This is a genomic window from Gordonia rhizosphera NBRC 16068, assembly GCF_000298195.1.
Lineage (GTDB): Bacteria > Actinomycetota > Actinomycetes > Mycobacteriales > Mycobacteriaceae > Gordonia > Gordonia rhizosphera.
The window spans coordinates 1-19,612 of record NZ_BAHC01000225.1 but is presented as its reverse complement, the minus strand read 5'-3'; the positions used below and the strand labels follow the sequence as shown (position 1 = coordinate 19,612).

Here is a 19,612-nt window from a genome sequence, read left to right as displayed (position 1 = left end):
TTTACTCCGGCCCCGTCCCGATGCCGGGGACCAGATCCGTGCGCCGATGCCGCTGACCCGACGGGTATCGCTGCAGACGCGTGTGGCGCTCCTGTCGGCCGCGGTCGTTCTGGTCTGCGTCAGCCTGATGGCCGCCGCCGCCTTCTTCGTCGTCTACCGCGCGATGTACAACGAGGTCGACTCGCAACTGGAGTCGCGCGCCGACGGAATGACCGCGCTCGCCAAGACCGGGCTGCTCAACGAGCGTCCCGAGTCGCTGGTCACGGGCACCGTCTTCTCCACCAACATCTCGATCGCGCTGGTCCGGCCGGATGGGCAGACCTATCTGCTCGGCAGTGTGCCGTTCGACGACACCGAACGCGCGATCGCGGAGTCGATCAACGCGCCCGGCGCCAACAACCAGAGCCTGCGCACGGTGAACAACCAGCGGGTGCTGGCCCGCAAACTCGACGACGGCAACACGCTGGTCCTCGCGCAGAGCCTGCTGCACACCGACCGGGTGCTGAGACAGCTGGCGTGGGTGCTGCTGGTGGTCGGTGGTGGCGGTGTCGCGCTCGCCGCGTTGGCCGGCACCACCGTCGCCCGGGCCGGGCTGCGGCCGGTGGCCCGGCTGACCCGCGCTGCCGAGCGCGTCGCGCGGACGCAGGATCTCACCCCGATCCCGGTGACCGGAAACGACGAACTCGCCCGCCTCTCCGAGAGCTTCAACACGATGCTCGGCGCGCTCGCCGAGTCGCGGTCCCAACAGGCGCGTCTGGTGGCCGATGCGGGTCACGAACTGCGCACACCGCTGACGTCGCTGCGCACCAATCTCGAACTGTTGATCGCCGCCAGCGCACCGGGCGCCCCGACGGTGCCCGTCGAGGACATGGTCGAACTGCGCTCCGACGTGATGGCCCAGATCGAGGAACTGTCCACGCTCGTCGGTGATCTGGTCGACCTCGCCCGCGAGGACGCACCCGAGGTGGTGCACGAGGAAGTCGATCTGCACGAGGTCATCACCCGCTCGCTCGAACGGGTGCGGCGCCGGCGCAGCGACGTCGACTTTCAGACCGATCTCACGCCGTGGTTCGTCTTCGGCGAGGAGCACGGACTCGACCGCGCGGTGCTCAACGTCCTCGACAACGCCGCCAAGTGGAGTCCGCGGGGCCGTCCCGTGCGGGTGTCGCTGCGCCAAATCGATGCTTCCACAGCCGAACTCAGCATCGCCGACGCCGGTCCCGGCATCCCCGAGGAGGATCGCGAGCTGGTATTCGAACGCTTCTACCGGGCCACTCAGTCGCGGTCGATGCCGGGTTCGGGGCTCGGGCTCGCCATCGTGCGTCAGGTCGTCACACGCCACGGCGGCACGGTGCGCGCCGAGCAGTCCGACCTCGGGGGCGCACTGATCACGATCACGTTGCCCGGCAGGCCCTACGCCGAGGAACCTTCTCCGCAGGTCGTTCGTCAATAAGGGTGAACGATCACTGAGCGAAACGAGCACCGCGCCACAACTGGGCATTTCGGTCGTCGCTCGGGGGATGGGATCGCCTAGGGTTGAAGACCGGATCGGCGCCACGGCTGGGCCGGTCGGCGATTCGGGAGATTCGCCGGACACGCGGTGGTTGAGAGCTAAGGACGAGACATGACGAGTGGCGGTTCGCACGGCGATCCGTTCGGCGGCGGAAGTGATTCCGCTGGACAGGGTCCCTACGGTGCGCCCGGACCGAGCCCGGCGGCGCCGGTACCCGGATCCCCGGTGCCGGGCGGCCAGTTCGGCCACGACACCGGCACCTACGGCCACCATGCGACACCGACCCAGCGTTTCCCTGATCCCTACGCCGATCCCTACGGCGCACCGCCGTCGGGATCGTTCCCGACCCAACCCGTCTACGGTCCGGGCAGCCCGGGCATGCCGACGACTCCCGGACCCGCGCCCTACGGTCCGATGGAGCCCGGCGCACCCAGGAAGAAGTCCGGCGGTGGCGCGAAGGCCGCGCTGGCGGTCGGTGCGGTGGCCCTCGCGCTCGTCGCCGGCGGCGTCGGCGGGGTCATAGGGGCCAACGTCTCCGACGGCACCTCATCGACCTCGCACAGCGGCCCGCTCGGCGGTGACCCGAACAGCGGAACCACCGGCGAGGTGGCCGCGCCGGCCGGGTCGATCCAGGAGGTCGCGGCCAACGTGCTGCCCTCGGTGGTGTCGATCCTGGTGCGTGCGGGCAACACCGAAGGCGGTGGCTCCGGGGTGATCCTGTCCGAGGACGGCGTCATCATGACCAACAACCACGTCGTCTCCGAGGGCGGCTCGGTGTCGGCGTCGTCGAGTCAGGTGACCGTCAGTTTCTCCGACGGCACGCGCGCGTCGGCCCGGGTGCTGGGCGCCGACCCGATCTCCGACATCGCCGTCATCAAGGTCGACAAGGCCGGACTCAAACCGATCAATGTCGGTACGTCCAACAATCTGGCCGTCGGTCAGGAGGTCATCGCGATCGGTGCGCCGCTCGGCCTCGAGGGGACGGTGACGACCGGCATCATCAGCGCGTTGAATCGTCCCGTATCGACGTCTCGGGAGTCGGGCACCACCTCGGTGATCGACGCGATCCAGACCGATGCCGCCATCAACCCGGGCAACTCGGGTGGCGCGCTGGTCAATGCGCGGGGTGCGCTGATCGGGATCAACACCGCGATCGCGACCCTCGGCTCGTCCGCGGAGCAGACGACCGGCAGCATCGGGCTGGGCTTTGCGATCCCGATCGATCAGGCCATCCGGGTCGCCAACGAGCTGCGTGACACCGGGAAGGCGACACAGGCGGGTCTCGGTGTCTCGGTCCGCTCCAACACCACCACCGACGAGCCGGGCGCGTTCATCTCCGACGTCACTGCCGGTGGCCCCGCCGACAAGGCCGGCATCCCCAAGGGTGCGGTCGTCACCAAGGTCGACGACCGCAACATCGCGAGCGGCGACGCCCTGGTGGCCGCGATCCGTTCCCACGCGCCCGGTGACACCGTCACCATCACCTATGTCATCAATGGCCAGGAGAAGACCACCCAGGTCACCCTGGACACTTTGCACGTCGGATAGTTACGAGCATGATCTCCACGTAGGACCAGAAAGGCTGAGCATGAGCGATCCCGGTACCACCGCCATCGATCCCGACGACGTCGTGGCCGCCGATGCGGCGGCGCGCGAGTTCGTCGCACGCCACAGCGACGACGATGTCCGCCGGTCACCGAGTGGAGAGGAGATCGGCCGGGCGCTCGTCGTGGTCGTCGATGATCGGGCCGCGCACGGCGAGGCGCCGAGCCTGCTCGGGCCACTCGTGAGTGAACTGCTGGAGGAGGCGGGCTTCCATGTCGACGCCACCGTCGCCGTCTCCGGTGATGAGGTGGAGATCCGCAACGCCCTCAACACCGCGGTGATCGGCGGCGTGGATCTCGTCATCTCCGTCGGCGGTGTCGGCGTGGGCGCCCGCGACGTGGCACCGGAGGCGACCGAACCGCTGCTCGACCGCCGGCTGCGCGGGATCGAGGAAGCCGTGCGCAGTTCGGGGCTGGCCGCCGGCGCCACCGACGGCGGGCTGTCACGAGGGCTCGCCGGGATCTCGGGTCAGACGCTCGTGGTGAACATCGCGGATTCGCGGGCCGCGGTCCGCGACGGGATGGCCACCGTCGCCCCGCTCGCCAAGCATGTCATCGAGGCGATCAGCGAGTTCTGAACACACGACTCCCGCCACATCTGCACCATGGCTAACACGCCCGATCAGTCGTCAGATAGCCGTCTGACCAGTGAATCGTCCGAACGCCCGACCCGTCCGAAGGACTGGCAGAGAAAGAGGCGTGTCGACGAAGTATTCGGTGTCGATCTTCCGAACATTACATCTGACGAATGTGAGGAAGGTCACAGCGGAGTCGCGGCCGACTGGTATGAACGGAACAGGCCCCCGCACTACGAGTAGATTCCCGCCCTCTGACATGGCGGAAGCAGCGTGTTTGCCTCCCGTTAACAATTGGTGGTTCCCAGATCGCAAATGGTGGATTTAGGATGCTGAGTAGCGGTTGAGCGACACGGATGATTGCATCTGTTGCTCGTCTCGATATCGCTCCGATAACGTTCGCACGGACGAAACCTCGGTGCTCTCCAAAGAGGACCGACGCGGAGTCTTGCGATCTGTCGCGATGACATCGCAGCAGTGACCAGGGGTGTGCGGAAGGCAACTTCCGACAAACCGACGCCGAGGCATCGGATGCGGGGCGGGGGTCCGCACCCATGAGGGTCGACTCGCGGAGCACGTGGTGGTGCTCCGCGGGAGGAAAAACCGAATCCTGTGAGAGGGAACGAATGAGCAAGTTCAGCAAGCTTGGGCTGCGCCGTGCGGCCGGTGCATGCGCTGTCGCCGCGGTTGCGGCGATGGGCCTGGCCAGCATGGGGGCGGGCGGCGCCGCGGCAGCTCCGCTGGCCAACGGATACAAGTCGGCCTCCGGCATCAACGGCGAGACCGTCCAGACCTGGCGCACCCAGGAGTCGGAGTACTCCGTCGCACGTGTCGCCTACAACGGTGGACTCGGCCGGACCGCGGTGCTCTCCGGTGTGTACCGCAGCAAGACCAGCGCGGGCTTGGGCGGCAAACTGAAGGTCTATGTCGTGGCCGGCTGCCAGCTCAATGTCAACGACCTGACCATCGGTGGCAGCGGTGGCATCTCGATCGGGGGATCACCGCTTGATCCGTCGAGTTGGATCCCGACCGTCGGCCTCGACGGTGGAGTCTCGATCCCGATCGCCCCGGGTCAGGCCGCCATCGTCAAGGTCACCGACAAGGACCTGAAGGAGGGCGGCACTGTCGCCATCCAGCTGTCGAACTACGAGATCACCTTCCCCAACTGCGGCGGGTACGCGTCCGCGCGGACTTACGTCAAGACGATCGCCGCCACGGGCTACGAAATCGACGACGAACACGACGTGGTCACCGGCACGGGTTCCCTCATCCAGTCCACCCTGTACGGCCAGCCCTTCTTTGTGAGCTGATCGGCAGCAGATAACCAGCATCTCTGAGACTTATCTGCTCACGAGCAGAACTACTTTCCACGAAGGGGAATCATGAAGAAGATCAACACTCGCGTGGCCGCCGGCGTCGGCCTCGCCGGTGCCGCCGTGATGGGCCTGACCAGCCTCGGTGCCGGTGGCGCCGCGGCCGGTCCGCTGCCCGGCGGCACTGTGACCAAGACCCTGGTCGACGGCACCCCCGTCACCGTCACGCTGTACGACGAGAGCGTCACCGTCAACCGGGCGATCGTCAACTCGGTGACCAACCGTCAGGTCTGGGCGTCCGGCAAGGTCAAGGTGACCGTCGGCGGCGCGGCCAAGGGTGGCACCATCTCCGCCGGCTACATCGTCGGCTGTCAGGTCCACATCGGCTACGGAGGCTCTGCGGGCGCCGGCCTTGGCTGGAGTAGCGACACGCCGGGCGATGTGACCTGGAGCAGCAACTACGGCGGGCCGAGTGTCGGTGGCAGCTTCACGCTCGGCCCGGGGCAGGCCGGATATGTTCCGCTTATCCAGGAGGAGGACACCGACGACGACCCGGTCAACTCCTACACCTTCACGGGTAGCAGCGGCGGTGTGGCCTACAGCCAGGAGACCTACCAGGTCAACGAGTGCGCCGGCTTCGCCGAGGCCAAGGCCAAGGTGACGGCCACCGTCAATACCGACGCCGTCAAGGGCCTCGTGGTCCTCTACGGTAAGCCGTTCAGCCTCGGCTGATCTGCGGTTCACAACTGAACACCCCGCACGGGGCGGGATCGGTCCATCCGATCCCGCCCCGTCGCTGTTTCGGCTCGGGACCCGGTCGGCACTAGAGTCGCTGAGGGCCGCTGACAGGTGGCCGGCGGCGAGAGGAGTGTGCCGTGGTGCGGGTGACCGATGATCGGGATCTCGAGCTCGACGAGGATGCCGATCAGCGAGGCATCGTCGAGGAGCGTCCGCCCAGGCTGAACGTGCTCTCGGCGATCCGCCGGTTCGCGCCGGTGATGCACGGACAATGGTGGAAGCTGGTCCTGACAGTGCTGCTGTACTTCCTCCAGGTCGGCACCAGCGTCGTCACCGTGGCGCTGTTCGCTCACATCACCGACACGGTGCTGGTGACCGGCGACCTGTCCGCGCTCTGGGTTCCGCTGGGGATCTGGGTCGCGGTCACCCTGATCGGGTCCGCGCTCTCCTATACGGCCGCGATCCTCGGGGGTACCGTCACCGAGCGGATCCTGCTCCGGCTACGGGATCGCCTCTACGCCCACACCCAACGGCTCGCACCACACACCCGTCGACGATTCGAGACCGGCGACCTCATCGCTCGCCACAGCGGCGACGTCGACGAGATCGAATACCTGGTGTCCTCGGGGGTCGTACAGGCCGCCGTAGCCATCGGGAGCGCCGTCATCTACGCGATCGCCGCGTTCGTCACGAGCTGGCAACTCGCGCTGGTCGCCTTCGTCCTCGCGCCGCTGCTGTGGGTCGTCTCGCAGCGGTTCGGGGAGGTGGTCAAACGCGCCGCGCGCCGTGAGCGGGCTTCCAACGGCCGCATCACGTCCCGCATTCAGGAGGGCATCACCCACGCGATCTCGATCCAGGCCGACAATCAGGCCGACAAGGATCGGCGACGGGTGCTGCGTGAGGCCCGGATCTGGCGCGCCGCCCGGATCTCCGAGATCCGCGCCGACGCCGCGTTCTCCGAGACCGTCGCCGTGGTCGAGATGCTCTGTGTGATGGCGGTGATCGTCGTCGGCGCGTGGCAGATCTCCGAGGGGATGGCAACTATCGGCACCCTGATCGCGCTGACCGGATATCTCGGGTACATGTACCCGCAGATCCAGGAACTCGGCGCACTCGCGGTGCAGGTGACGTCGGCGACCGCGAGCGCCGAGCGCGTCGCCGAGATCCTCGACGCGCCGGTCGGCGTCTGCGATCCCGACGACGCCGAGGAGGCCGAAAAAGTCGCACTCGCGACCGACTACGTCCTGCGTGACGAGACCACACCCATACCTGCGCGAGACATGCGGCCCGGGCAGTCGGCACCCGCGCGGGTCGAATTCGACGATGTCGGTTTCACCTACCCCGACGCCGACGGCCGCCCCGTCCTCGACCATGCCTCGGTGACCATCGAACCCTGCGACTTCGTGGCGCTGCTCGGCGACAGCGGCGCCGGCAAGAGCACGCTGATGTGGCTGCTGCTGCGCTTCTACGATCCGACGTCCGGGGTGATCCGGCTCGACGGTGTCGACACCACGTCGATACCGTTGCGCGACTTGCGCGATCGCATGGCATTGCTGCCGCAGCGGCTGGCGATCTTCCACGGCTCGGTCGCCGACAACATCCGCTACGGCAGCCCCGCGGCGTCGGACGACGAGGTGGTCGCCGCCGCGACCGCCGCCGACGCGACCGGTTTCATCGCCGACCTGCCCGAGGGGTTCGACACGATCCTGCGCGACGGTGGCGCGAACCTGTCCGGGGGACAGCGGCAGCGAATCGGGTTGGCGCGGGCCTACCTTCGCAGCACGCCCCTGCTGATCCTCGACGAGCCGACCACCGGCCTCGACGCGTCGACCACCGCCCGGGTACTCACCCCGCTGGTGCGGCTCGCGCGAACCCGCACCACTCTGCTGATCACCCACGATCCCGAGGTGGCCGCGGTCGCCGACTACACCCTCACGGTGTCGCACGGCCGGCTCGTGCGCGGCGCGTCGTCGGCCTGATCGGCGAGACCCCTACCCCGGGAAAGCTCAGAGGGCCCGCCACTCCCGAAGGAGTGACGGGCCCTCTGACGTCCGTTCGACGAAGCCGGTGTCAGCTACCGAAGAACAACCACGGGAACCGCGGATGGAACGGCTTGGGTCCGCGCCCCGGGTGGTGCTTGTGCTTGTGCTTGGGCTTCGGGCCACCGTGGGGTGGCACCGGGGGGCGACGACGTGGTCCTGGCATTGGATTCCTCCCTGATCCTCTGTGGCCACCGGTGACGCGCACGCGGGGCCGATGTGGACTCGCGGGTGCGAGCCCGGTGTTCTGAGGGAGGCTAACAAACGGGGGTCGGTGCCTCAACGCGCGCCGATGGTGATCTGCGCCACGCACTACAAGAGCCGGTGTGGCACGCCGGAATACGGACAGGACACGGGCCCGGTGTACCGGGCCCGTGTCCTGTGGTCTGTCCGCAGAGCGGTGTTCAGCTCCCGAAGAAGAACGGGAGGCCGAAGAAGCTGCGCGGGCGCTGCTGACGGGCCTGCGGCGTGCTCTTCCTGCGCTTCGGGGTCTGGCGGTTGTTGTTCTGGTTGCGCGTGTTCGGCGTGTTGTTCGGCATAGTCTTCGACCTCCGTGTGTCATTCGTTCTACGTATCGAGCGGGGATCGTCCCGCCGACTTCGCCGACAGTAGGGAGCCAACCTTGCGGTTGGCTGCCTGCCATGCTGGCAATCGTCTGGGAGCGCAACGCATCCGACGATTCAGCGGGTTGGACGATGTGTAACAGGTAGCGGGCAGCGGCAATTGAGGCCCGCGCGACAGCGGACCCAGCGCGACAACACGACCGCGGGCCGCACTCCGGTGTGGAGCACGGCCCGCGAGGTGGCGTCAGGTCAGCGCGAATGGCGTCCGGGGCTGTCCGATGGCGGATACTCGCCCGGGTACTGACCGGGGGGCGGGTAGCTGCCGCCGGGTGGATACGACCCGGGCGGATAGTTGCCGGGCGGGGGATAGGAGCCCGGCGCCGGCTGCGGTGTGGCGTAGGGCGCACCACCGCTCGGCGGGGCCGACGGCGGGCGCTGGCCCATCTGATAGGTGTCGGCGGGCGGAGGCGTGGTGAGGCGTTGGGTGAGACCGGGATCACCGCTGCCCGGCGGGGTTTCGGCGGGTTCGCGTAGATGCGCCGGAAGATCCTTCTCGGCTTCCTCTTTCGCCTTCGACCTACCCTCGGGATCGAGGAGATCGCGGATCTCGGTCAGCAGCGACACCTCGCTGACCTCGGCCTTCTTGCCGAATCCGCCGAGTTCGGCGAGCCTGTTGTACGGCACGATGATGATGAAGTAGACCACCGCGGCGACGATCAGGAAGTTGATGATCGCCGTGATCAGCGCACCGATGTCGACAAACGTCGACGGATTGTCGGTGACCTGGAATCCCAGACCCTCGGCTGCATCCGATCCGATGGGGATCGCGTTGATGAGCGGCTGGATGATCTTCTCGGTGAAGGCCGTGACGATCGCGGTGAAGGCCGCTCCGATGATGACCGCGGTGGCCAACTCGACGACATTGCCCCGGAGTATGAAATCTCTGAATCCCTTGAGCACGGTGTGCGGTCCTCTCCTTGGTTTCCCGCTCTTGTTTCAGGTAATTCGCTTGGGCGCGGGAAGACCCCGTGAGTTCGGATGCGACCGTCCCGGACTCGAAACCCTATCCAGGATCGTAAACGAGGGTCCGGTTGTTCTGCTGAAACAGCGTGCATTCGCGCCGTCGGCGGCGGACCGGCTGAGACACGCCACTAGTGCACGACCACCGCGAGCGACGCGTCGAGACCCGCCCGCGCGACCCGGTGGGCGGCGGCCTCGTCCATGGCGAGCAACACCGGACGCGATCGGGTGCCCCGACCGGTGAGCACCTCGCCGTCGGCGGCGGTGGCGGTGAGGGCGACCACCGCTCCGGTCGCCAGCACCGCCGTCGACGCGCCCGAATCGTCGTCCCCGTCATCGTGCGCGTCGTCGGCACTGAGAACGTCGACCACGTCACCCTCTCGGAGCAGCGATGTCACCGACTCGTCGGCCAGCCGAACGGGGACCAGGCGGGCATCGTCGCGGCCGGTGAGACCGCGGGGCAGGCGAGAGGAGAGCAGCCGGGCGTCGGTGAGGATCTCGCCCGCGTTGACCCGTCCGGCAACGGTACGTCCCAGACCGTCGGCGGTCAGACGCAACGCCCCGTGGGGTACCAGCGCGCCCGGCACCTCGCGGACCGTGACGTCGTCGCCGACGAGGGCGTGTCCGGGCAGCAGGTCGTGGGCCGCAACCACCACGGCACGCCCCTGGGCGCTGCGATGACCGGCGACGGTCACGACGACGGCGGCGATCACCAGCACCGCGGACACCGTGCGCCGCACGACGACCGAACGCGCCCACCCGGGCCGCATCGCATGGCGGACGCGGTCGACGAGGCGTGGCGACAACGCGTCGCGGGTCAACAGGTGCATGTCCGGTGACGGTAATCGTGCTCGTGCGGTGCGTCGCCGGCCGCGGACGATCTGTGGACAACGAGTTCGGGCGATGGGGGCTGTGGACAACCGCGTCGCCGCTGGTCGTGGCGTGTCACCGTGCCTGCTGCGGTCGCCACGATTGGGCACGCCCGCGTCCCATCGGGCAAGATAGGGCGCAGGCGTGCCGGGAAGTCTGGTCGGCCCCCGCCGGGGAGGTGGGGATCGCCGTTTGGCGACCGTTCATCCGTGACCCGACGTCCGAGGAGACAGAACGTGACGCAAACCTCTGACAGCCGAATCCAATTCAAACGCTGGGTAGCCCTGGACAAGACGAGCGGGGCGCTGCTGCTCGTCGCCGCGGTGCTCGCCGTGGTCTGGGCGAACTCCCCGTGGCAGGATGCCTACGAGTCCCTGACGTCGTTCGAGTTCGGTCCCGAGGCGCTGCATCTGCATCTGTCGCTGGCCGAATGGGCGGCCGACGGACTGTTGGCGATCTTCTTCTTCGTCGTCGGTGTGGAACTCAAGCAGGAGTTCGTGGCCGGAAGTCTCCGGGATCTGAAGTTGGCCGGTGTGCCGATCGCCGCCGCCATCGGCGGCATGATCGTCCCTGCTCTGTGCTACGTGGCGATCGTTGCGTCCGCCGAGCCCAGCGCGCTGAAGGGGTGGGCCATCCCGACCGCCACCGACATCGCCTTCGCGCTGGCGGTGCTCGCGATCTTCGGTCGTGGCCTGCCGATGGCGCTGCGAACCTTCCTGCTGACCCTCGCCGTGGTCGACGATCTGCTCGGCATCATCGTGATCGCCACCGTCTACACCGAGGAGATCGACTTCGCGATGCTCGGGGCGGCGCTCGCGGTCATCGCCGTCTTCGGGGTGCTGGTTCGCTTGCCCAAGCCGCAGTGGAAGCCGCTCATCCCCATCGTGCTGATCCCCGTCGCGGTGCTGGCCTGGGGGCTCATGCACGCGTCGGGTGTGCATGCGACGGTGGCGGGCGTCCTGCTCGGTTTCACCGTTCCGGCACTGCTGGTCCACGGCGAGTCCTCGAGCCGCACACATCAGTGCGACGACGCGGTACGGCCCATATCGTCGGCGATCGCGTTGCCGATCTTCGCGTTCCTGTCGGCCGGCGTCGCGGTCATCGGGGGCGACTCCCCGATCCTGGAGCCGGTGTCCATCGGGGTCTTCGCCGGCCTGACCGTGGGCAAGGTGATCGGTGTGCTCGGCGCGACCACGATCATGACCCGGGTGACACCCCTGCGGTTGCCCGACGCCATCGGTCTGCGCGACCTGCTGCCCATCGGCATGTTGACCGGTGTGGGCTTCACGGTGTCGCTGCTCATCGCCGAACTGTCCTTCAAGGGCAGCGGGGAGGAGCACACCTCGCCGGCCAAGGCGGCGGTGCTGGCCGGCAGCGTCGTCGCGGCCATGTGCGCGGCCGCGCTGCTGCGCTGGGACGCACACAAGCTGCGCGACCGGGACATGAACCGCGACGGCGTGGTCGACGTCGACATCGCCCGGATCGGGGACTGACGACGCGTCGTCAGTGCTCCCGCCAGTAGCGGAAAGTCCGGCGCCGAGCGTTCCGCGGAACGCTCGGCGCCGGACTTCCTTTTACGTCGGGATCGATCGATCGGCTAAACGCTGCCGACCGGTTCGCGCTCCTTGCCCGTCTTGGGATCGCGAAGTTCCCAGAACGTCGCGTTGGGGATACCCAGTGCGATCGGGTCGAAGATCGGGTCGATGCCCTGCTTCTTCTGGCGTTCGTAGTCGCGCAGGGCGGCGAACGCAGGTTGCTGCAGGATGATGATGCCGACGATGTTGAGCCACGCCATGAGACCGACACCGATGTCGCCGAGCGTCCACGCATCGGTGGCCGTGGACACCGCGCCGATGACCACCGAGACCAGGATCAGCGTCTGCAGCAGCATGGTGATGTTGGAGCCGAGCGTGCTGCGCAGCGGCTTGATGTAGAGCGTCGCGGACTTGCCCATCAGGAACCGCAGGTTGGTCTCGGCCATGTAGTAGTACGCGATGATCGTGGTGAGGCAGAAGAACAGCAGCGAGATCGCGACGAACGACGACCCGGCGCCGCTCCACAGCGTGTCGAAACCGGTCTGCACGAAGGTGGGTCCGACCTCGACGTCGGCCGGCAGTGCGCCGCCGTCGGCGAGGATGGCGCCGCTGGACGATTCACCCTCGAAGACGCGGTAGGCGCCGGTCGACAGGATCAGGAATCCGGTCGCGGAGCAGACGAACAGGGTGTCGATGTAGACCGCGAAGGCCTGCACGAGGCCCTGCTTGGTCGGATGCGACACCTCGGCCGCCGCGGCGGCGTGCGGGCCGGTGCCCTGGCCGGCCTCGTTGGAGTAGATGCCGCGCTTGACGCCCCACATGATGGCCGTGCCGATGATGGCACCGAAGGCGGAGTCGATGCCGAAGGCGCTCGAGAAGACGACTCGGAAGACCTCAGGTACCGCCGAGGCGTTCGTCACCACGATGATGAGTGCGAGGCCGATGTAGACGATCGCCATGAACGGCACCACGATCGAGGCGAAGTTCGCGATGCGCTTGACGCCGCCGATGATGACGAAGGCGAGCACGATCACCGAGGCCACCGCGACGACCCACTCCGACAGACCCCAGGCGTTGTTGAGCGCCACGGCCATCGAGTTCGACTGCACGCTCGGCAGCAGCAGACCGCACGCCAGCACGGTGACGGCGGCGAAGATCAGGCCGTAGACCCGGAAGAACGGTGCCGCCTTGGTGTGCGCGAAGGCTCGGCTGAAGTAGTAGGCCGGACCGCCCCGGTACTCTCCGGTGATCGGGTCATGCCCCTTGTAGATCTGGCCGAGTGTGCACTCGACGTAGGAGGTGGACGCGCCGAGGAAGGCGACCACCCACATCCAGAACAGGGCGCCGGGACCGCCGAAGGCGATCGCCGTCGCCACACCGGCGATGTTGCCGGTGCCGACGCGTCCGGCCAGCGAAATACTCAACGCCTGGAAGGAAGACACCCCCGACGGGGACCTCTCGCCCTTGAACATCAGGCGGATCATCTCGACGAACATCCTGACCTGAACCAATCGGGTGCGGATGGAGAAGAAGACGCCGGCGGCCAGACACAGGAACACGAGCGCATTGCTCCAGATGTAGCCGTTGACGTCACTGAGAAAATCGGACATGGGGTGTACTCCGGGGGATCAGTGAATTGGCATACACGCGGCGGACGAGGTCGCCGTTGACCGGGCGTGGGCCCCGCGCGCCTCTTTACCAAACCATGGCGGATTCATGACCGCAGGTTGAATGGGAACCCTGCGGTTGGCACTCGGAATGCCGGAGTGCCAACTTCGGTTAGAATGTGCAACGATCACTACACATTCGGAGGTTACGGTGCCCACTTACTCGTATGCGTGCACGGAGTGTGACAACAAGTTCGACGTCGTGCAGTCGTTCTCCGACGATGCGCTGACCGAGTGCCCGCAGTGCACCGGCCGGTTGCGCAAGCTGTTCAACTCCGTCGGCATCGTGTTCAAGGGCAGCGGCTTCTACCGCACCGATTCGCGCAGCGGTTCCAGCGTCTCGTCGGAGAGCTCCTCGTCGGACAGCTCGTCGAGTTCGAGCTCGTCCACCGAGTCGAAGTCGTCGTCGGAGTCGAAGTCCTCGTCGTCGAAGTCCTCGTCGGACAAGTCGACCGCGGCCACCCCGGCCTGACCGACCTCTCGCAGAGCGAATCAGCAGGTCAGCCCAGCTCGCGGAAGCCGCCGTCAGGGGTCAGTACCCAGCCCATTCGCACGTCGTGCGGGTCCGCGGGTAGCGGCTCGTCGAGCACCTCGTCGTCGTAGACCACCGCCACCAGGTCGGCATCGGCGCTGGTGAGGGTGCGATCGTAATAGCCGGCACCGCGGCCGAGCCGGATGCCGGTCTTGTCGACCGCGTAGGCCGGCACGAAGATCACCGACGCCGCCTGCACCGCGTCGGTGCCGAGGCCGTCACCCTTGGGCTCCAGCAGGCCCCATCGGCCCTCGATCAGCGACGACGGGCCGTCGTACCGGACCCAGTCCAGCGGCCCGGGCGGGCCGGCGGGCACCACCGGCAGCAGCAGAATCACCCCGCGATCGGCCAGCGCATCGAGCTGGGCGATCGACCCCGGCTCGGTCCCGAACGGCACGTACGCGGCCACTGTCACGTCGTACTCGAGGCGAAACGGCGCCGAGTACATCCAGCCCGCCAGGTCGGCGGCAACCCTGTCGCGCTCGTCGGCTGACCTCGACGAGCGACGCTTCTCCAACTCGGCACGCAGCCGATCCTTCGTGATCTGCACCCCGACCGCCTTCTGTCGTCTCGGGCGGCGTCCGAAAGCCGCCTCATCCAGCATTGTGAAGTCTTCTCGACAGGATCCTCGCAGAGATCGACATTAGGCTGGTGCCCATGACCCACAGCGACGTGAGCAAGGCCGCCGGCGCGTTCTCCGAATACGAGTCCGTCCCCGATACCCCGCCCATCCCGCGGACCGCCGTGGTCCCGGCCGCGGGGCTGGGTACCCGATTCCTGCCCGCCACCAAGACGGTGCCCAAGGAGTTGCTGCCGGTGGTGGACACCCCCGGCATCGAACTCGTCGCCGAGGAGGCGAAGGCCGCGGGTGCCGAGCGGCTGCTGATCGTCACCTCACCGGGCAAGGACGGCGTCGTAGCGCACTTCGTCGAGGACCTGGTGCTCGAGAACACCCTCGCCAAGCGCGGTAAAGAGGCGATGCTGGCGAAGGTACGTAAGGCCCCGTCGTTGCTGGAGGTCGCGTCGGTGGTGCAGGACAAGCCGCTGGGCCTCGGCCACGCCGTCGGGTGTGTGGAGAAGTACCTCGACGACGACGAGGACGCCATCGCCGTCCTGTTGCCCGACGACCTGGTTCTGCCCGGCGGGGTCCTCGAGGTGATGGCGCGCACCCGGCAGCGGCGTGGCGGGTCGGTGCTGTGCGCGATCGAGGTGCCCGAAGACCGGATCAGTGCCTACGGTGTCTTCGATGTGGAGGAGTTGCCCGACGCCCACAATCCCAACGTCATGCGCCTCAAGGGCATGGTCGAGAAGCCGAAACCCGAGGATGCGCCGTCGAATCTTGCGGCGGCCGGACGTTACATCCTCGACCGCAAGATCTTCGATGCCCTGCGCCGGATCGAACCCGGGGCCGGCGGGGAGCTGCAGCTGACCGACGCCATTGCGCTGTTGATCGCGGAGGGGGAGCCGGTGCACGTAGTCGTCCACCGCGGCACCCGCCACGACCTGGGCAATCCCGGCGGATATCTCAAGGCGGCGGTCGACTTCGCGCTCGACCGCGACGACTACGGCCCGGAGCTGCGTGAGTGGCTGGAGAAGAGGCTCGCCGAGGGCTGAGACACTCCGGGGCGCCCCGATGCCCGCGCGCCTCGGCCACCCGGCGAACCACTGCGACTAACGTCTAGTGGACGCGCGAGGAGCGCACAGACGTGGCCGAGATGGGGCAAGAGGTGAGATGCGTTCGGTTGAAGATCATCTGACCCGGGTGACGGCCGCGGCGGTTGCGCCGCGGCCGGTTCGCGTTGCGATCTCCGAATCCCAGGGACTCATGTGCGCCGAGGAGGTCGTGACCGAGCAGCCGATGCCGGGATTCGATCAGGCCGCCATCGACGGGTATGCGGTGCGCGCCGTCGACGTCGACCTGGCCGGGACGATCGCTCCCGACGACCTGGAGAACTACGATGCCGGCGGCGCCGATCTCGTCGACCTCGAGGCGGGCGAGCCGATGGTCGTGCAACTTCCCGTCGTGGGGGAGGTGGCGCCGGGCGCACGGACACCCACGCGGCTGCAGCCGAGACAGGCGGTCCGCGTGGAGACCGGTGCGCCGATGCCCACGCTGGCCGACGCCGTGGTGCCGTTGCGCTGGACCGACGGTGGCGATTCGAAGGTTCGGATCGGTCAGGCGGTGGAGTCCGGCGCGTATGTCCGTCGCATCGGCGACGACGTACAGCCCGGCGACGTCGCGGTCCGGGCGGGCTCGATCATCGGACCGGCGCAGGTCGGTCTGCTGGCCGCGGTCGGACAGTCCCGTGTGCTGGTGCATCCGCGTCCGCGGCTGTCGGTGATCTCGATCGGCAGCGAACTCGTCGACATCGACCGCTCACCCGGGCCGGGCCAGATCTACGACGTCAACAGCTACGCGCTCGCCGCGGCCGCACGCGATGCCGGCGCCGACGTGAACCGGGTCGGCATCGCTGAGCGGGAGACCTCTCGGATGCGCGAAGTCGTTGAGGCGCAACTGATCCGGTCGGAGATCGTGGTGATCTGCGGGGCCGTCGGCGGTGCCGCGTCCAAGGCCATCGCCGAAGCGCTCGGAGATCTCGGTGAGCTGGAGATCGTGCGGGTGGCGATGCATCCGGGTTCCGTGCAGGGTTTCGGCCGCCTCGGCCGTGACGAGGTGCCGACATTCCTGCTGCCCGCCAACCCGGTCAGCGCGCTGGTCACCTTCGAGGTGATGGTGCGTCCGCTCATCAGGATCGCGCTCGGCAAGCGGCAGCCGATGCGGCGGGTCATCAAGGCGCGCACCATCGGGCCGATCGCGTCGGCGCCGGGACGCAAGGGGTATCTGCGCGGGCAGCTCATGCGCGACGAACGATCCGGGGAGTACCTCGTGCAGGTGATCGGGGCGTCGCCGACGGGCAGTTCGCACCTCCTCGCCGAACTCGCCGAGGCGAACTGCCTGATCATCGTCGAACCCGACGTCGAGGAGCTCGGCACCGGCGACGAGGTCGACGTGGCATTCCTTGCCCAGCGCGGATAGTCGTGTTACTAGACTCACATACGTGTTGAGGTGGTTGACCGGGGCGCAGATCAATCCCGGCTGGCCCGCGACCCTGGGACCGCTGCACACCCGGGCCGGCGCGGTGACGTTGCGGCCCGTGCGGCTGCGCGATGCGCGGTCGTGGAGTGAACTGCGCATCCGCAATCAGAACACCCTGCTGCCGTGGGAACCCACAGGTGCGGGTACCTGGGCCGAACGCCATCACCCCAGCGCGTGGCCGCCGCTGTACTCGGTGTTGCGGTCGGAGGCCAAAAGGGGCACGGTCCTGCCGTTCGTGATCGAGGTCGACGGCGACTACACCGGCCAGCTGACCGTCGGCAACATCCAGCGCGGTGCCGTGCGCAGCGCCTGGATCGGCTACTGGGTCGACGCGGGGCACGTCGGGCAGGGGATCGCCACCGCCGCGGTCGCCCTGGGCGTGGACCACTGCTTCGGCCCGGTCGGCTTGCATCGCCTCGACGCCACCGTGCAACCGGCCAACGCCGCGTCGCAGGCGGTGCTGACCAAGGTCGGGTTTCGGCGTGAGGGGCTGCTCGAACGCTATATGGACGTCAACCGCAGCTGGCGGGACCACATCCTCTTCGCCCTCACGTCCGAGGAGGTCGTCGGCAGCGCCGCCGCCACCCTGGTGCGGTCGGGGCGGGCGTCGTTTCACTGAGCGCCTCAGCGCTGAATCCGACTGAGTGCCGGCGTCGCCCCGTATTCTCTGGCGCATGGGTCCGTTGGAGATCGTCGTCCGGGGTGTCGCGAGTCGGCAGTTCCGGCCCGAGCGGGCGATCGTCCACCTCACGGTCCAGGTGGAGGGACCCGACCGACAGTCCGTCTACACCCAGGCGATCGAGGTGCACGCATCGGTGTCGGCTGCCCTGACCGACCTGGCCGAGGGCGGCGCGGTGGCGCACTGGGCGAGCGATTCGGTGCGGGTTTACAGTCAGCGCCCCTACGGGCCGAAGGGGCGTCGCCTGGAGCCGGTCTATGTGACCCGGGTCCGTGTGGACGCCGAGTTCGTCGACTTCGAGGCGTTGTCGGCGTTCATCGACCGGTGGGCGTCGAGCGACGGGATCGAGGTCGGCGGAGTCGACTGGGACGTGCTCGACGAGAACCGCCGGACCTATCAACGTGACCTGCGCAGAGCCGCAGTCGACGATGCGGTCGCCAAGGCGCAGGCCTACGCCGACGCGGTCGGGCGCGGGCCGGTAGTGGCCACCCGATTGTCGGACCCGGGGATGACGGGCGACCGGCGGCCGGTGCCGATGGTGCGGGCGATGGCCGCCGAGGGTTCCGCGGGCGGGCCCGCCCTGGATCTGCGTGCCGAGGACATCGAGATCGCCGTCGCGGTCGACGCCCAATTCGTCGCCGACTGACCGCACGCCTGAGCAGGGTCTTGGGCAGAACGGTTCTGCTGGCGGCAGGATCTGACCGGCGGGCAGGGCTCATCGCCCGAGTGCGAGCTGGGTGGCCAGTCGCGCTTCAACGAGTGAGAGCGGTGGGCGAATGGACTGGGTGCACTGGAATCGTGGGCGTGCAGCACCGGTGCCGGTTTCGGTGTGTTCGGTTCCTGCTGGCCCGGGTGGACCGTGGATGTCGGTGCGCGCTCTGGTGAGGTTGTCGTCGAAGAGTGCTTCGACGTCGGGGAGTCGGTGTACCCGAGCGGCGTTGAGTGGGGCGCCGGGTGCGCTGTTCCGCCGCCACCAGGTGCGCCCGGCGTCGGGTCCGATGTCGTGGACCCCGGTCGTGAACCCGCCGACCTCATCGTTGACCATCCGGTTGTGTTTGGGGCATGCCGGCGCCAGGTCGACGATATCGGTCTTGCCACCCTTGGCGAAGTCGAGCCGGGAGTGATGCATCTCCACGTGTGTGGCCGGCTGATCACATCCGGGGGCCGAGCAGAAGTGGCCGTCGGGACGCGCGAAGGAGGCCAGCCGTTGCGGTGTGGTCGCGAACCGCTTGCCCTGTCCGAAGAAGAGCGGGATCGCGGAGGAGTCCTTGAAGACCGCCAGCCACGGTTGCGCATGCGCGGCCAGACGGATGACATCCGACATCGGCAACTGTGTGCCGCCGGCGGTGATACCGAATCCCGCCTCGCGAATGAGGTCGCCGAGATCGGCTTTGATGATCAGCTGGATGGGCAACCCGCGATTGGTCTTACCCAGCATTCCATCGGTCAGAACCGCTGTGAGGAGCGCCTTCAGCGCGTCGTGGTTCCGCTGCGGTTGGGTACGGTCGTCCCGGCAGACCGCCGCTTTCAGCACGTCCGGATCAGCGTCGTCGACCGCCCCCGAAGGGGATTCGGAATCGCCGGGATTGTTCATCCCTGGCTTGGCCCAGGCGGCGAGCATCACGTCGAGCAGACCGCGGGTCTCCGGATCCAGATGACCGGTCAACTTCGACATCTGGTCGACACCTTGACCGGTGACCGAAAGCTTGCGCTGCCGGGCACGGTCTTTGTCGTCGGTGATTTCGCCATCCGGGTCGAGGTGTGCGAGCAGGCGCGCACCCAGGCTGGTGATCTCGGCGGGCGTGTGTCGACGGGCCAGGTCGGCCAGCGTCGCCTCGGCAGCCACCCGTCGATCGTGGGCCACGCT

18 protein-coding genes are annotated in these 19,612 nt (G+C 67.9%); 12 read left to right on the top strand and 6 right to left on the bottom strand.

The features are described 5' to 3' along the window. Window positions 1–46: 46 nt before the first annotated feature. The 6 genes from GORHZ_RS26830 (at window position 47) to GORHZ_RS26805 (ending at window position 7,722) form a co-directional block, all read left to right on the top strand. Window positions 47–1,453, top strand: coding sequence for a sensor histidine kinase (locus GORHZ_RS26830; protein ID WP_157205374.1), 1,407 nt, complete (start codon window positions 47–49; stop codon window positions 1,451–1,453). Window positions 1,454–1,624: 171 nt separating this feature from the next. Next, a complete protein-coding gene (locus tag GORHZ_RS26825) occupies window positions 1,625–3,061 on the top strand; it encodes a trypsin-like peptidase domain-containing protein (RefSeq protein ID WP_006338765.1) in 1,437 nt (478 codons plus the stop codon). 40 nt (window positions 3,062–3,101) lie between these two features. After that, on the top strand, window positions 3,102–3,695 hold the full coding sequence (locus GORHZ_RS26820; protein WP_006338763.1) for a MogA/MoaB family molybdenum cofactor biosynthesis protein: 594 nt from the start codon (window positions 3,102–3,104) through the stop codon (window positions 3,693–3,695). A gap of 623 nt (window positions 3,696–4,318) precedes the next feature. Then, on the top strand, window positions 4,319–5,002 hold the full coding sequence (locus GORHZ_RS26815; RefSeq protein ID WP_006338762.1) for an MspA family porin: 684 nt from the start codon (window positions 4,319–4,321) through the stop codon (window positions 5,000–5,002). A 72-nt stretch (window positions 5,003–5,074) separates the two neighbouring features. After that, entirely contained in the window at window positions 5,075–5,737 is a 663-nt protein-coding gene (locus GORHZ_RS26810) for an MspA family porin (protein WP_006338760.1), read from the top strand. 143 nt (window positions 5,738–5,880) lie between these two features. Further along, window positions 5,881–7,722 (top strand): ABC transporter ATP-binding protein, encoded by a 1,842-nt coding sequence (locus GORHZ_RS26805; RefSeq protein ID WP_006338758.1) that lies wholly within the window; start codon window positions 5,881–5,883, stop codon window positions 7,720–7,722. 464 nt (window positions 7,723–8,186) lie between these two features. Here GORHZ_RS26805 and GORHZ_RS32035 read toward each other — a convergent pair whose 3' ends face one another. From GORHZ_RS32035 to GORHZ_RS26795, 3 genes are all read right to left on the bottom strand, one after another. After that, window positions 8,187–8,321: a hypothetical protein gene (locus tag GORHZ_RS32035; RefSeq protein WP_280986597.1), complete on the bottom strand. Its 135-nt coding sequence runs from the start codon at window positions 8,319–8,321 to the stop codon at window positions 8,187–8,189. 273 nt (window positions 8,322–8,594) lie between these two features. Further along, window positions 8,595–9,305 (bottom strand): large conductance mechanosensitive channel protein MscL, encoded by a 711-nt coding sequence (mscL, locus tag GORHZ_RS26800; protein WP_006338757.1) that lies wholly within the window; start codon window positions 9,303–9,305, stop codon window positions 8,595–8,597. Between the two features lie 191 nt (window positions 9,306–9,496). Then, entirely contained in the window at window positions 9,497–10,195 is a 699-nt protein-coding gene (locus GORHZ_RS26795) for an SAF domain-containing protein (RefSeq protein ID WP_006338755.1), read from the bottom strand. A gap of 276 nt (window positions 10,196–10,471) precedes the next feature. Here GORHZ_RS26795 and nhaA point away from each other — a divergent pair, with 276 nt between their 5' ends. Beyond that, on the top strand, window positions 10,472–11,728 hold the full coding sequence (gene nhaA / locus GORHZ_RS26790; protein ID WP_006338753.1) for a Na+/H+ antiporter NhaA: 1,257 nt from the start codon (window positions 10,472–10,474) through the stop codon (window positions 11,726–11,728). A gap of 104 nt (window positions 11,729–11,832) precedes the next feature. Here the strand turns inward: nhaA and GORHZ_RS26785 are convergent, their stop codons facing one another. Continuing rightward, window positions 11,833–13,380 carry an alanine/glycine:cation symporter family protein gene (locus GORHZ_RS26785; RefSeq protein ID WP_006338752.1) on the bottom strand — a complete coding sequence of 516 codons (1,548 nt, stop codon included), beginning with the start codon at window positions 13,378–13,380 and terminating at the stop codon, window positions 11,833–11,835. Between the two features lie 208 nt (window positions 13,381–13,588). Here GORHZ_RS26785 and GORHZ_RS30430 point away from each other — a divergent pair, with 208 nt between their 5' ends. Next, the gene (locus tag GORHZ_RS30430; protein WP_174347278.1) at window positions 13,589–13,909 is read left to right on the top strand and encodes an FmdB family zinc ribbon protein; all 321 of its coding nucleotides are present in this window, start codon (window positions 13,589–13,591) and stop codon (window positions 13,907–13,909) included. Between the two features lie 28 nt (window positions 13,910–13,937). Here GORHZ_RS30430 and GORHZ_RS26780 read toward each other — a convergent pair whose 3' ends face one another. Continuing rightward, window positions 13,938–14,519 carry a 5-formyltetrahydrofolate cyclo-ligase gene (locus tag GORHZ_RS26780; protein ID WP_040533726.1) on the bottom strand — a complete coding sequence of 194 codons (582 nt, stop codon included), beginning with the start codon at window positions 14,517–14,519 and terminating at the stop codon, window positions 13,938–13,940. A 107-nt stretch (window positions 14,520–14,626) separates the two neighbouring features. Here GORHZ_RS26780 and GORHZ_RS26775 point away from each other — a divergent pair, with 107 nt between their 5' ends. From GORHZ_RS26775 to GORHZ_RS26760, 4 genes are all read left to right on the top strand, one after another. Further along, window positions 14,627–15,583 carry a UTP--glucose-1-phosphate uridylyltransferase gene (locus GORHZ_RS26775; protein WP_006338749.1) on the top strand — a complete coding sequence of 319 codons (957 nt, stop codon included), beginning with the start codon at window positions 14,627–14,629 and terminating at the stop codon, window positions 15,581–15,583. 118 nt (window positions 15,584–15,701) lie between these two features. Next, a complete protein-coding gene (gene glp, locus GORHZ_RS26770) occupies window positions 15,702–17,006 on the top strand; it encodes a molybdotransferase-like divisome protein Glp (protein WP_006338748.1) in 1,305 nt (434 codons plus the stop codon). Between the two features lie 22 nt (window positions 17,007–17,028). Next, window positions 17,029–17,685, top strand: a complete 657-nt coding sequence (locus tag GORHZ_RS26765; protein WP_040533718.1) for a GNAT family N-acetyltransferase — start codon at window positions 17,029–17,031, stop codon at window positions 17,683–17,685. A gap of 55 nt (window positions 17,686–17,740) precedes the next feature. After that, a complete protein-coding gene (locus tag GORHZ_RS26760; protein ID WP_040533715.1) occupies window positions 17,741–18,391 on the top strand; it encodes an SIMPL domain-containing protein in 651 nt (216 codons plus the stop codon). A gap of 69 nt (window positions 18,392–18,460) precedes the next feature. Here the strand turns inward: GORHZ_RS26760 and GORHZ_RS26755 are convergent. Then, window positions 18,461–19,612: HNH endonuclease signature motif containing protein (locus tag GORHZ_RS26755; RefSeq protein WP_006338740.1), on the bottom strand; the 1,152-nt coding region annotated here is incomplete at its 5' end.